This window comes from Streptococcus sp. AM28-20 (genome assembly GCF_003603595.1).
Lineage (GTDB): Bacteria > Bacillota > Bacilli > Lactobacillales > Streptococcaceae > Streptococcus > Streptococcus ilei.
Genome location: NZ_QTNK01000002.1, coordinates 520,355 through 534,349, shown reverse-complemented (window position 1 = coordinate 534,349; position 13,995 = coordinate 520,355). Strand labels below are relative to the sequence as shown.

The 13,995-nt window shown below is 42.0% G+C and carries 12 protein-coding genes; 5 read left to right on the top strand and 7 right to left on the bottom strand.

Annotated elements, in window-relative coordinates; all coding sequences use genetic code 11:
* Position 1: 1 nt before the first annotated feature.
* The 5 genes from DW738_RS07575 to DW738_RS07555 all read right to left on the bottom strand — a co-directional run bounded on the left by DW738_RS07575 (position 2) and on the right by DW738_RS07555 (position 5,535).
* Positions 2 to 985: a LacI family DNA-binding transcriptional regulator gene (locus DW738_RS07575; RefSeq protein WP_120701465.1), complete on the bottom strand. Its 984-nt coding sequence runs from the start codon at positions 983 to 985 to the stop codon at positions 2 to 4.
* An 11-nt stretch (positions 986 to 996) separates the two neighbouring features.
* A complete protein-coding gene (locus DW738_RS07570; RefSeq protein ID WP_123160725.1) occupies positions 997 to 1,809 on the bottom strand; it encodes a DUF1189 domain-containing protein in 813 nt (270 codons plus the stop codon).
* Between the two features lie 245 nt (positions 1,810 to 2,054).
* Positions 2,055 to 2,897, bottom strand: a complete 843-nt coding sequence (locus tag DW738_RS07565) for a sugar ABC transporter permease (RefSeq protein WP_023024736.1) — start codon at positions 2,895 to 2,897, stop codon at positions 2,055 to 2,057.
* 1 nt (position 2,898) lies between these two features.
* A complete protein-coding gene (locus DW738_RS07560) occupies positions 2,899 to 4,194 on the bottom strand; it encodes a sugar ABC transporter permease (RefSeq protein ID WP_023027397.1) in 1,296 nt (431 codons plus the stop codon).
* Positions 4,195 to 4,275: 81 nt separating this feature from the next.
* On the bottom strand, positions 4,276 to 5,535 hold the full coding sequence (locus tag DW738_RS07555; RefSeq protein ID WP_023027396.1) for an extracellular solute-binding protein: 1,260 nt from the start codon (positions 5,533 to 5,535) through the stop codon (positions 4,276 to 4,278).
* Between the two features lie 466 nt (positions 5,536 to 6,001).
* Here DW738_RS07555 and malQ point away from each other — a divergent pair, with 466 nt between their 5' ends.
* The 4 genes from malQ (at position 6,002) to nrdI (ending at position 11,008) form a co-directional block, all read left to right on the top strand.
* Complete coding sequence (gene malQ / locus DW738_RS07545; RefSeq protein WP_123160724.1) at positions 6,002 to 7,519, top strand: 4-alpha-glucanotransferase; 1,518 nt, start codon at positions 6,002 to 6,004, stop codon at positions 7,517 to 7,519.
* Positions 7,520 to 7,540: 21 nt separating this feature from the next.
* On the top strand, positions 7,541 to 9,799 hold the full coding sequence (gene glgP / locus DW738_RS07540; RefSeq protein WP_123160723.1) for a glycogen/starch/alpha-glucan family phosphorylase: 2,259 nt from the start codon (positions 7,541 to 7,543) through the stop codon (positions 9,797 to 9,799).
* Between the two features lie 173 nt (positions 9,800 to 9,972).
* Positions 9,973 to 10,485 (top strand): ABC transporter permease, encoded by a 513-nt coding sequence (locus tag DW738_RS07535; protein WP_123160722.1) that lies wholly within the window; start codon positions 9,973 to 9,975, stop codon positions 10,483 to 10,485.
* Positions 10,486 to 10,540: 55 nt separating this feature from the next.
* The gene (gene nrdI, locus DW738_RS07530; protein ID WP_123160721.1) at positions 10,541 to 11,008 is read left to right on the top strand and encodes a class Ib ribonucleoside-diphosphate reductase assembly flavoprotein NrdI; all 468 of its coding nucleotides are present in this window, start codon (positions 10,541 to 10,543) and stop codon (positions 11,006 to 11,008) included.
* Between the two features lie 240 nt (positions 11,009 to 11,248).
* Here the strand turns inward: nrdI and DW738_RS07520 are convergent, their stop codons facing one another.
* A complete protein-coding gene (locus DW738_RS07520; RefSeq protein ID WP_006596982.1) occupies positions 11,249 to 11,494 on the bottom strand; it encodes a hypothetical protein in 246 nt (81 codons plus the stop codon).
* 166 nt (positions 11,495 to 11,660) lie between these two features.
* Positions 11,661 to 13,349: an arginine--tRNA ligase gene (gene argS / locus DW738_RS07515; protein WP_123160720.1), complete on the bottom strand. Its 1,689-nt coding sequence runs from the start codon at positions 13,347 to 13,349 to the stop codon at positions 11,661 to 11,663.
* A 102-nt stretch (positions 13,350 to 13,451) separates the two neighbouring features.
* Between argS and argR the strand changes: the two genes are divergently transcribed.
* Positions 13,452 to 13,895, top strand: a complete 444-nt coding sequence (gene argR / locus DW738_RS07510) for an arginine repressor (protein ID WP_023024723.1) — start codon at positions 13,452 to 13,454, stop codon at positions 13,893 to 13,895.
* Positions 13,896 to 13,995: the final 100 nt, after the last annotated feature.

Sequence of the window (13,995 nt, the reverse complement as noted above, 5' to 3'; positions counted from 1 at the left end):
CCTAAAGTTCAATAATCGAATGTTCAATAAGCTGTCTGTAGCAAACAGTTTTGTTTTCCTTGTTGTCCTTAATAATTTGGAGTAAGGTTCTAACAGATTCACGTCCTAATTCAACCGTATTGATATCAATATAGGCGTCAATTGGAATCCGTGGTTTAATGGAGTCGAAGGAAATAATCGGAAGATCGACTTGTTTGTCGCTCAGGTATCGCCGGACCCCTTCGGCAACGAGAATATCCGTTGTCATGAGAGCTTCGAGTTCTTCAAAAGGCAGGGTATCCATGATTTGGTATGAATTTTCTTCGAGCAAGAAACCAAAGGAGAACTTAACCAATTCCTCACGAAGAGGGATTTGATGACTGGCCAGAGCTTCTTGATAACCCTTGTAGCGGTCTTGAGAAACAGCCAATTCCTTATTTCCTCCAAGGAAAGCGATATGTTGGTATCCCTTGTTGATAAAATATTCGGTCGCATCAAAGGCTGCTTTAACATTGTCGTTATCGACTAATGATACAAAAGGGGAAGTTGCTTTCCCTAAAATCAAGAAAGGAAATTTATCTTCAATACAGAAGTCAACCAGAGGATCATTCAATTTGGAATAGAGGAAGATGAGTCCATCTACCCGCTTACCATAAATCATTTGTTTGAGTTGAGCGAGGCGGTGGGGTTCATTAGCCCCTGTACAAATCTGAATCGCATAGCCATGATCAGAGGCGACCTGGCTAATCCCACGGAGGACCGTAGGGAAGAAGGGGTTTTGGAAGAACACATCACTTTCATCGGGCAAGACAAGGGCAATCACCTGACTGGACTGGCTCACTAAGCTACGAGCATTTAGGTTTGGATGGTAATCCAGTTCTTTCATGGCAGAACGAACCCGCTTTTTAGTGGCTTCACTGATGGTAGATTTATTTTGAATCACTCGTGTAACGGTAGATGGTGCAACGCCAGCTAGTTTGGCGACATCTTTGATGGTGACACGCATAAAGGACCTCCCTAAGGTTTGTAATCTGGATCCCGGAAATGAGTCTTATAGAAGGCAAGCGCTAGGAACAAGACAAATAGGATATTTTGGATCAAGATGGTTGTGGTGAAGACTTGGTGGAACAATAAACTGACCAGGACGCTGGCAAGAATAGGCAATCCAAGACAGTTGAGAGTGAAGTTGAAGCATTCTTTGAAGGTCTTGAGAGAGAAGAGACGTGACTTCCGTGTCAAGAAGAGGAAGAAGGAAGCTCCAAATACTAAAATTGCAAAATTCACAGCAGATAAGAAACCTGAGAAGAGGACGAGGAAGAGGCTAACTGCCAATCGATTGGCTTGGAACCAATCTTTGGAAATGGCTTGGCTTAAAGCATCTTTATTTTCGAGACTCTTTTGATTGATTGCCTGATAAGGAATACTTGCAAGTTCTTTGTTTTCTCTGCTAATCACTAGTTGGGTCTTATCGAAATAGAGGGTTAATTTTTCACCTAACGAAGTCCCTTCGTGATGACCGATGATAACATGGCCAGCTTTGTTCTTGTGAACTCCAAAATGACTGTTATAGACTAGTTCATGCTCTTCAATACGGACACTTTCTTTCAAGTCCTTCATAACATCCTCCGTTAAGGGATCAAAGACATCGCTAACGAAGGTAGTTAAAGGGTAGGTCTGGAGTTCCGCATTTTGAACGGCGACAGGAATGAGTGTCAAGGATAGAAGAAAGAGTGAGGTGAAAATCATTTGGAACCAATTGAGTTGTTTACGGTTCGCAAAGGCTTTTCTTACCTGAAAAAGGCTGGAAAAATAATTAAATGGATAGGGCATGAATTGACCTTTCTAATCTCCGAAATGTGGAGAGCATAGCAAGATTTTATCCTTAACCAAAGATGGGAGAGAGACCGGTAGCAAATCAATCAACTTGCTATCCTTGTCCCACTCCCATCCTTTCCTTAAAGATAAAATTTATGTGACTGGGAGAAAAGTAGGAGAGGAATTCTCCTCCTTTTCTTCATTGATGGAAGTTGTACCTATCCAAGGAAGGTGACAAACTTCTGATAGAAAACCTTATTTTATCCTTTATCCCCACCAGCTGTCAAGCCTGAAACAAAGTTCTTTTGGAGGAAGAAGAAGAGCACACAGATTGGGACTGCAATCAGAATCGCACCTGCCGCAAAGAAGGCAATCTTTTGATTTTTTTGGTCACTGATAAAGGTTTGAAGACCAACCGCTACCGTGTAGTTGATTTCGTCACGAAGCAAGAATTTAGACAAGATGTAGTCTCCAAAAGGTCCCATGAAGGCCCAAAGTGCTTGGACCGCAATCATTGGACGAACCAATGGAAGGACGATTTGCCAGAAGCGACGGAAGTGTCCAGCACCATCTAATTTTGCAGATTCATCAAGTGAAATTGGGACTGTATCGAAGTAACCCTTCATCAACCAAGCATTCATTGGAATTCCTCCACCGACATAGAGGAAGATCAGGAACCAACTGTGGTTCAAGGCGTTCAACATCAAGGCCATAACGAAGAAGGCAGTCAAAGCAGCCATGGTAGGCACCATTTGGATAATCAAGAAGAAGACCAAACTTTGCTTACGAGCCAAGAAGTTGTAACGGCTGTAGGCGTACCCTGCTAGAGTAATGATGGATGTTTGAGCAACCATGGTAATAATGGCGATAATCAAGGTATTGAGATACCAAGTGCCATAGAGGGTATCCGTAAAGAGCTTTTGGAAGTTATCAAAGCTGAGACTGCCACTGAAATCAAGCGTAAAGGCACTGACGTTACCAGTTTTGAAGGCTGAAAGAACCGTAATCAACAAGGGATAGATGATGACGATGGATAGGACAACCAAGTAGAGGTAAGTCAAGAAATGATTAAGGCGGCGTTTAAATTGAACTGAGTTTTTCATTTTACACATCCTCCATATCAAATGCGTGCAGTTTCTTGAAAGCAATCATCGAGATAGAGATCACAATCAGAGAGATAATCAACGTAACCGCAGCAGCCATTGAGTATTGAGGTGATGAGTTCGTTGTCAATTTATAGATCCAAGAAATCAAGATATCTGTCGAACCAGCATTTCCTCCAACAGATCCAGGTCCACCATCGTTAAAGAGGTAGATAATGGAGAAGTTGTTAAAGTTGAAGGTGTATTGGCTAATGAGCGTTGGTGCCGCAACAGCCAAAATCATTGGGAAGGTAATGTTGCGGAATTTTTGCCAAGCGTTTGCCCCATCGATATAGGCTGCTTCATAAAGATCGTTTGGAATAGATTGCAAGATTCCCAGTGTCAAGACGTAAATGTAAGGGAAGCCGAGCCAACCTTGCATCATAATCAAAGCAATTTTTGTCCAGGTAGGGTCCGTTTTCCAAGGAATGAGAACCCCATCTAAGAATGGGAAAATCTTTGCAAAGAGAGGGATGACTTGCGCATTGATTGCCCCGATACTATCGTTGAACATGTTTGAGAAGGTCAAGATAGTGATGAAGGCAGGAACCGCCCATGGAAGAAGGAAGATGACACCAAAGATGCGTTTTCCTTTAATGAATGGTTGGTTAGAAATAATGGCTGTCAAGATACCAAGAACGATTTGAAGTGTTGAAGCTGCCAAGGCCCAGATCAAGGTCCAGCCCAATACAGATGTAAAGGCAGAACGGAAGGTACTCAAAGTCCACATGTTGGTGAAGTTTTGAAGTCCGATCCAATCAAGTAGCGTAAAGCGAGCTGTATGCTTAAAGTCGTAGTTAGTAAAGGCAATCATCAAGGTAACCAAAACGGGGAAGATGATTGCAAAGGTCATGGCAATATAAGAAGGGATGATCAAAAGATAGGGGAAGCCATTTTCATAGATAGCATTGACCATCTCTTTTAGGGTCATCGGTACTCGAATGCCATTATTAATCCGCTTGGCTACAGTACCCGCATCTTTGATATTCAGAGCGTAGAACATCAAATAAACGACTGTGATAATTAAGTGGAAGGCACCACGGATTAAGATAAAAAGAGAGTTATCTTGTCCACGGACGGTACCGAGGGTGATGAGTTTGGACAATTCCCCCAAACCAAGCCCGAAAAAGTAAGCGAGAAAGACAAGCGTTACACCGAGAAAGATGTATCCTTTTGCTTTCTGTTTGTTATAGATTTGTCCCAAGCCAGGAATGAGGGATAACCACATTGCCTTTTTTGGATTTTGTTGTGTTTCCATATCGACTCCTTATATGTGAGCGGTCAGAGGCCACATCACAGCGAAAGGCTGGGAAAGATTCCCAGCCCCTTGGGAACTGTTTTACTTGCCACCGAATTTTTGTTCGATAGTTTCTTTGATCAATTTAACAGCATCGTCAGCAGCATCTTTAGCAGATTTCTTACCACTTACAGCGTCGAAGAGCATAGTTGCAGCTGGATCCCAAACAGTACTCATTTCAGAGATGTTTGGCATTGGTTGTGCATTTTCAAACTGTTTAACAACGGCAGTTGTCAACTCATCGTTTTTACCAACAGCGTATTCACGAGCTTCTGTGTTAGCTGGCACTTCGTTAGTCTTATCGTAGAAGGCTTTTTGTTGATCAGTTGTAGTCAAGAAGTCAACAAATTTTTGAGCTGCTTCAGGGTTGTTAGCACCTGCAGGGATAACCCAAGCTTTACCACCACCGAAGGCAGAATATGCTTTTCCGTTTGGAAGGGTAGGGATAGTTGCTACACCGTAGTTTACTTTAGCTTCTTTCAATGAAGATGCTTTCCATGGTCCATCGATGATGGCAGCTGTCTTACCTTCTTGGAATTGAGTTTGGATGAAGTTTGCAGCACCTTTAGTGTCTTGCAATCCTTTAGGCCATTTAGCGTACCAAGTTTTCGCGTATTCGATACCGTCGATGGCACCTTGGTTGTTCAAACCTACGTCTTTTGGATCAGTACCATCTTTACCGAAGACATATCCACCGTTACCTGAAAGGAGTCCGTATGCATAGTAGAAGTTTGTCCAGTCAGCAAGGAAGGCAGTGTTTTTACCTTCTTCACCAGCGAAGTTATACTTGCTGTCTTTTGCTAATTCTTCAAGTTCACCAAATGTTTTTGGAGCTTCTTGTAGGAGGTCTTTGTTGTAGTAAAGAACCAATGTTTCGATAACTGCTGGTGCTCCATACACTTTACCACCGTTTGTTACAAGTGATTCAGTTGTTTTGTCAGTCTTGCTATCTTTGTTCAATTTAACTTCAGCCAATTGACCGTCGTTACCAAGACCACCTACGCGGTCGTATGGTGCCATCATAACGTCTGGAGCTTTACCAGATTGGTTGTCAAGAGACAATTTGTCCAAACCACCAAGAGCGTCACCAGTCTTGATGTTTACTTTTGTACCACTTTCTTTTTCAAAAGCTTTCGCAGCTTCTTCCATGTAAGATTTGTAACCATTATCGACGTAGACAGTCAACTCGTTTTTAGTAGTAGAAGAAGAATCTTCTTTTTTGCCTCCACAAGCTACCAAAAGAAGTGATGCGAATCCGACTGTACCAAGTACAGCAGCGCTTCGAAGAATTGTGCGTTTCATGATTTATTCCTCCTAAAGAATAAAAATAAGATTATTAGTTGAAAACGTTTTAGACAAACGTTTTCCTTAACACGAATAGTATATCACAGGGAGAAAACGTTTGCAAGTATTTGTGCAAAAATTTTTAAAATTTTTTTATCTTCTATTATACACACAAATAGTTGACAAGAAAATGAGAAAGGGATACACTAGGCATAGGGTTAACCTGCAGAAAAAACATAAAAGTTTAGGAAACCTCTTGCATAAACCACAGGATTACTTTATAATGGATAATAACGCAAACGTTTTCCTTGAACGTTGCATAAAGATGATCTAGGGTCATTTATAAATAGGTTAAATTCAGTTCTATGTCTGATGACTGCCCTTCTTCTATTCTTTCTGAGAGTTGGAGTGGATCAGAAACAGTATAGAAGGTTCGTCTATTTTCTTAAAACAAAAATATATTAAACTAAAGGTGGTACCCCCAATGAAAAAACGCCAAAGTGGTGTCTTGATGCACATTTCATCCTTGCCTGGGAAGTATGGAATCGGTTCGTTTGGCCAAGCAGCCTACGATTTTGTGGATTTTCTCGTTCGTACCAAGCAACGGTATTGGCAAATTTTGCCTCTCGGAACAACAAGCTACGGTGATTCTCCTTACCAATCCTTCTCGGCTTTTGCAGGCAACACCCATTTTATTGACTTTGATCTTTTAATTGAACAAGGGCTCTTGGATGCATCTGATGTAGAAGGTATTGATTTTGGTCAAGATCCAACTGAAGTAGACTATGCCAAGATCTTCGAGCAACGTCGTCCTCTTCTAGAAAAAGCGGTTGAAGCTTTTCTCAAAACAGGTGATTGGGATGACTTCAGCCGATTTGCAGAGCAAAATGCAGCTTGGTTGGAATTGTTCGCTGAATACATGGCCATTAAAGAACATTTTGAATTAAAAGCATGGACAGAGTGGCCAGATGCAGCGATTCGCGCTCGTCAACCAGAAGCTCTTGCTTCCTACCGCGCTCAATTGGAAGATAAATTGACTTACCATCGAGTGACACAGTATTTCTTCTTCAAACAATGGTTGAAATTGAAAGCATACGCTAACGATAACCACATCGAAATTGTAGGAGATATGCCAATCTACGTAGCGGAAGACTCAAGCGATATGTGGGCAAATCCACATCTCTTTAAAACAGAAGAAAACGGAAAAGCGACTCACATTGCAGGTTGCCCTCCAGATGAGTTTTCTGCGGATGGTCAACTTTGGGGGAACCCAATCTATGACTGGGAAGCAATGGACCAAGATGGATACAAATGGTGGATTGAACGCTTGCGTGAAAGCTTTAAAATCTACGATATCGTTCGGATTGACCACTTCCGTGGATTTGAGTCTTACTGGGAAATCCCTGCTGGTTCTGATACAGCAGCACCTGGTAAATGGGTCAAAGGACCTGACTACAAACTCTTTGCAGCGGTTAAAGAAGAACTTGGTGACTTGAACATCATCGCAGAAGACCTTGGTTTCATGACTGACGAAGTCATCGAACTTCGTGAGCGTACTGGATTCCCAGGGATGAAAGTCCTTCAATTTGCCTTCAACCCAGATCACGAAAGCATTGACAGCCCTCACTTGGCACCAAACAACTCTGTCATGTACACAGGAACACACGACAATAACACTGTTCTTGGTTGGTATCGCAATGAAATTGACGATCCAACTCGTGAGTACATGGCACGTTATACAAACCGCAAGGAATATGAAACAGTCGTGCATGCGATGCTTCGTACAGTCTTCTCATCAGTAAGCTTTATGGCTATCGCCACTATGCAAGACTTGCTAGAGTTGGATGGTTCAGCTCGGATGAACTTCCCATCTACCCTTGGTGGAAACTGGTCATGGCGAATGACAGCAGATCAATTGACACCAGCTGTCGAGGAAAACTTACTTGACTTGACAACCATTTATCGCCGAATCAATGAAAATTTGGTGGATTTAAACCAATAGAAAATTTCAGGAGACACAAAAATGTTACCATTAAAAGAATTTGTACAAAATCGTTACAATAAATCTATCGCAGATTGTAGTAACGAGGAGCTTTACCTTGCTCTTCTTAACTACAGCAAACTTGCAAGTAGCCAAAAACCAGTCAACACTGGTAAGAAAAAAGTTTACTACATCTCAGCTGAGTTCTTGATTGGTAAACTCTTGTCAAACAACTTGATCAACCTTGGTCTTTATGACGAAGTTAAGAAAGAACTTGCTGATGCAGGTAAAGAGTTGATCGAAATCGAAGAAGTAGAATTGGAACCATCACTTGGTAACGGTGGTTTGGGACGATTGGCGGCCTGCTTTATCGACTCAATCGCTACACTTGGTTTGAACGGTGACGGGGTTGGTTTGAACTACCACTTCGGTCTTTTCCAACAAGTTCTTAAAAACAACCAACAAGAAACAATTCCTAACGCTTGGTTGACTGACCAAAACTGGTTGGTTCGTTCAAGTCGTAGCTACCAAGTGCCATTTGCACACTTTACATTGACATCTACTCTTTACGATATCGATGTACCTGGTTACAAAACAGCGACTAAAAACCGCTTGCGTTTGTTTGACTTGGACTCAGTTGATTCTTCAATCATCAAAGATGGTATCAACTTTGACAAGACAGACATTGCTCGCAACTTGACTCTCTTCTTGTATCCAGATGATAGCGACCGTCAAGGTGAATTGCTCCGTATCTTCCAACAATACTTCATGGTTTCAAACGGTGCTCAATTGATCATCGACGAAGCGATCGAAAAAGGAAGCAACTTGCACGACCTTGCTGACTACGCAGTTGTACAAATCAACGATACTCACCCATCAATGGTGATCCCTGAATTGATCCGTCTTTTGACTGAACGTGGTATCGAACTTGATGAAGCAATTTCTATCGTTCGTAGCATGACTGCTTACACCAACCACACCATCCTTGCTGAAGCTCTTGAAAAATGGCCTCTTGAATTCTTGGAAGAAGTGGTTCCTCACTTGGTACCAATCATCAAAGAATTGGACAGCCGTGTTAAAGCAGAATACAAAGACCCAGCTGTTCAAATCATTGATGAAAACGACCGTGTACACATGGCTCACATGGATATCCACTACGGATACAGTGTTAACGGGGTAGCAGCACTCCACACTGAAATCTTGAAGAACTCTGAGTTGAAAGCATTCTACGACATCTACCCAGAAAAATTCAACAACAAAACAAACGGGATCACCTTCCGTCGTTGGCTCATGCATGCGAACCCAAGCTTGTCTCACTACTTGGATGAGATTCTTGGACGCGATTGGCACCACGAAGCTGATGAGCTTGAAAAACTCTTGTCATACGAAGACAAGGCTGCTGTCAAAGAAAAATTGGAAAGCATCAAGGCTCATAACAAGCGTAAATTGGCTCGTCACTTGAAAGAACACCAAGGTGTGGAAATCAATACAAACTCTATCTTTGATATCCAAATCAAACGTCTTCACGAGTACAAACGTCAACAAATGAACGCTTTGTATGTGATCCACAAATATCTTGACATCAAGGCTGGTAATATCCCTGCTCGTCCAATCACAGTATTCTTTGGTGGTAAAGCAGCTCCTGCCTACACAATCGCTCAAGACATCATCCACTTGATCCTTTGCTTGTCAGAAGTGATCGCAAACGACCCAGCAGTAGCACCACACTTGCAAGTGGTAATGGTTGAAAACTACAACGTTACTGCAGCAAGCTTCCTCATCCCAGCATGTGATATCTCAGAACAAATCTCACTTGCTTCTAAAGAAGCATCAGGTACTGGTAACATGAAATTCATGTTGAACGGAGCTTTGACTCTTGGTACTATGGACGGAGCAAACGTGGAAATCGCTGAGTTGGTTGGAGACGAAAACATCTACATCTTCGGTGAAGATTCAGAAACTGTTATCGACCTTTACGCAAAAGAAGCTTACAAATCAAGCGAATTCTACGCTCGTGAAGCTATCAAACCATTGGTTGACTTCATCGTCAGCGACGCTGTTCTTGCAGTTGGTAAGAAAGAACGCTTAGAACGTCTTTACAACGAATTGATCAACAAAGACTGGTTCATGACTCTTCTTGACTTGGAAGACTACATCAAAGTCAAAGAGCAAATGTTGGCTGACTACGAAGACCGTGACGCATGGTTGGATAAAGTCATCGTTAACATTGCCAAAGCAGGATTCTTCTCATCTGACCGTACAATCGCTCAGTACAACGAAGATATCTGGCACTTGAACTAATTTGTTTTCGACATTCTAGAAGCAATATACTTAGAAAGAAGAGCTCCTTTTGAATCATATCCTGATTTAGAGGGAGCTTTTTTAGCACAGGATCGCTGGGAAAATCTAAACTTGCGCTTCCCTAAGGTTCACGTTATAATAAATACTATGGATATTAGAAACGAGGAAATACAATGAAGAAAAATCCAATTTATATGTATGTCTTGCTAGCTCTATCAGCGATGGGAACTCTATTAACTGCTCAGTCCTTCTTTGGATTGGCTAAAGTGGAGCTCACAGATGAAATGGCAGCTTCTTTGAACTTAACCACTGCTCTTGAACGGGAAGAATACAAAGCCTTCCTTGAGAAATTAATCGTAGCCTTACGCGGACCGATTGCTTGGTTGTTGCTATCTCTTTTGATTGGGGGCTTGATTGCAGTTGCCTATTTCTTCCTGTCTAAAAAGGATATTGTTAAGGCGACCTATGCCTATATGGGACAGATTGGTGCCTTTGTCTTAATGAGCTTGCATAATTTCTTGTCTTATCGTTCTTCTATGTCTGTGATCACGTCAGACAAATTGCGGACCTTGTTACAGGCTTCTAGCTTATATGCACTTGTCTTGAGTGTGGTTGTAGCCCTTGTTTACTTGGGAATCCTCCTCTACAAATTGAAAAATAGACCAGTTAGCGACCTTCAAGCTTAGATCATAGCATTAAAAAACTCCTCAAGTCTGGAACAAAGAAGAGGAGCTGGTCTGATTGGAGAAGAAAATGAAAGTATGTTTTGTCTATATCAGTTTAAGTGGCAATACTGAAAGTTTTGTTCGTCGTCTCAGTGATTATCTATGGGAGCAGTACCCTGACTTGGTCATTGAAAAAATCCATGTCAAAGACCTAGTCAAAGAAGGGAAGCCCTTCTTTGAAGTTGATACACCTTTTATCGCCTTTTTGCCGACCTACCTAGAAGGAGGAAATGGTGTTGATAATGGAGATGTGGAAATTTTAACGACCGATGTAGCAGACTTTATCGCCTATGGAGACAATGCCACTAAATGCTTGGGAGTTGTAGGATCAGGAAATCGCAACTTCAACAATCAATATTGCCTAACGGCCAAGCAGTACAGCCAACGCTTTGGTTTCCCTATGCTAGCAGACTTTGAGATGAGAGGAATGCTAGGGGATATCAAAAAAGTAGCGGCCATTGTAGAAGATTTGTATCGTCTTTAAAACAAAAGAGGCTGGGACAAAAGTCCTAGCCTCTCAATTGTCTTTGGATTATCGAGCAAGACGCAGTGGTTGAGTGGGCTCTACCACGCTGATTTCATCAGCTTTTACAGCCCTACTCAACTGTGCGGAGGTGGGACGACGAAATCGAATTCTAACGAATTACCGATTTCTGTCCCACTCTCTTATTTGTTGCGGTTGAAGAGAGAGGGGTCATATTTTGTATGACTCCTCTTTTAGGGCTTATTTTAATTGATCTGTGATCTCTTTCGAAAGCAAGAGGCCGAGGCGATAGTCCTTATTGATGGCGTGGATGACATCGTTGATGTTTTCCGTCGTTTGGATTTGTTCCTTGATGCTTGCCTTGAAGGCTTCATCTTTTAAGAGTTGCTCTTGTAAAATCTTTTGTAGTTTTTCTCTCTCGTATTTATTGATTAAAAAGAGAATGAGCAGACTAACTAAAATAAGAATATAAACAGTTTGATTCATAGGGTTCTCCAGAGGGTAAGATAATGGATAAAGGGAAGCGATAATCCCTAAAAATATAGGTGTATTGAGCATGAGAAAAGGAGTGAGATGGAACTAAATAAGGTTTATTTAGCGATTCCTCTCACCCCTACAAGAGATGGTTTCCTATCAAAAAGTAAGGAAGATATTACATTTTCTCAGGTGCTTCGACACCCAATAGACGAAGCGCTTCTTTCAAAACAACTGCTGTTGAGTAGCTAAGAGCAAGGCGGCTATCGCGTTCTGGGCTTTCATCCAAGATCCGAGTGTGAGCATAGTACTTGTTGAAGGCTTGAGCCAAGTTGATGGCATATTTGGCAATCAAGGATGGGTCATAGTTTTCAGCAGCACGTTTCACGACACGAGCAAAGTCTTGGAGAAGTTTGATGATTTCCCAGCTTTCAGGGTCGTTCAAGCTGTATGTTGCATCTGCAGATGGAGTGAAGTTGGCTTTGCGAAGGATGGATTGGATACGTGCGTATGCGTATTGAACGTATGGTCCAGTTTCCCCTTCGAAGGATACCATGGCTTCAAGGTCAAAGTCATACCCGTTGCGACGATCTGTCTTCAAGTCGTAGAACTTAACGGCACCAACACCGACTGCACGTGCTACTTCTTCCTTGTTTTCCAATTCAGGGTTCTTTTCTTCGATCTGCGCTTTAGCACGAGAGATGGCTTCTTGAAGGGTTGGTTCGAGCAGGATGATATTTCCTTTACGAGTTGACAATTTTTGGCGGTTCTTTGTGACCAAACCAAAGTCAACGTGGATCATATCGTCGCTCCAGTCAAATCCCATTTTCTTCAAAACAGCTTTCAACTGACGGAAGTGGTTGGATTGTTCTTGACCTACAGCATAGATGTTTTTCACAAAGTTGTAAGTCCGTGCACGGTAGATTGCGGTTGCGATATCACGAGTGATATAAAGAGTGGCACCGTCTGATTTCTTAATCATAGCTGGTGGAAGGTTGACATCATCCAACTCAACGATGCTAGCTCCCTTAGACTCTTTCAATAAGCCTTTTTCTTCAAGGATTTGGACAGCTTCATCCATCTTGTCATTGTAGAAAGCTTCTCCGTTTAAGCTGTCAAATTCAACACCGAGGAGTTTGTAGATACGGTTGAATTCTACCAAGCTCTCGTCACGGAACCATTGCCACAATTCAGTTGCTTCTGGATCTCCATCTTCCAATTTCTTGAACCAGAGACGTCCTTCCTCGTCCAAAGCAGGATCATTTTCGATTTCGGCATTGATGCGGACATAGAGTTTCAACAATTCATCGATTGGATTGGCTTCGACAGCTTCCTTGCTACCCCATTTTTTATAAGCCACCATCAAGAGACCGAACTGTTTACCCCAGTCTCCCAAGTGGTTGATTTTAATGGTATTGTAGCCCATTTTTTTATAGATGTTTGAAATAGCATCCCCGATAACGGTTGAACGTAAGTGACCAACTGAGAAAGGTTTTGCGATGTTTGGACTAGAAAGGTCGATGGTAACGTTCGCTCCTTGGCCTTCTTCTTGTTGTCCATAGTCAGCACCCGCTTGGATAACAGATTTGATGACTTGGTCAGAGATTTGTGATTTATCTAAGAAGAAGTTTACGTAAGGACCAGTAGCAACGACTTTTTCAAAGTGAGAGGCATCGATTTTTTCCGCAATATCAGCAGCAATCGCTTGAGGAGCTTTGCGTTCGATTTTAGCCAAAGAAAAGGCAGGAAAGGCGATATCTCCGAGGTCTGAAGATTTTGGTTGCTCTAGTAAATTTAAGATAGTTTCTTGGTCTAAGCCTTCAATGACTTTTGCCAATTCACTTGCAATAAGTTCTTTATGATTCATAGTAGCTCCTTTGGTCTTTTGTTACTATTCTATCACAAAATTCGGCCTTTCTTCAAACTTTTTGGTATAATCAAAGTATAATTATTCAAAAGTGGAGCAAAAATGAAAAAAGATGAACGTCAGCTTTTGATTCGAGAAATTATCCAAAATGAGAAGTTATCGACGCAAAAAGAAATTCAAGACCGTTTAGATCAGAGAGGGGCGGGAGTGACCCAGACAACCTTATCCAGAGACCTACGAGAAATTGGTCTGATCAAAGTAAAAGAGAAGGGTGGTCTCTATTATAAACTAGCCGATGAACCTGATCGAACAGATATTTTCAGACTGATTGCTCAATATGCACAAGTGGTCTCGAGAGCAGAGTTCACACTGGTTGTTCGGACGGAGCTTGGAGAGGCGGCGATTTTAGCCAATGCAGTCGATGAAATTTTGGATGATCAAATCCTTGGAACCGTCGCAGGGGCCAATACCCTTTTAATTGTTTGCAAGGACCAAGAAGTCGCACAAACGGTCCAGCAGACCATTCTCCAACATTCTAGTCACTAGTCAAGGGCGAGGGACCAGTCCAGAAAGGGATCGGCCCTCCTTTTATGTCAGATTAGTGTTGGAGTAAGTTCTCAGAATGAATGAAATGATAGAGAAAAGG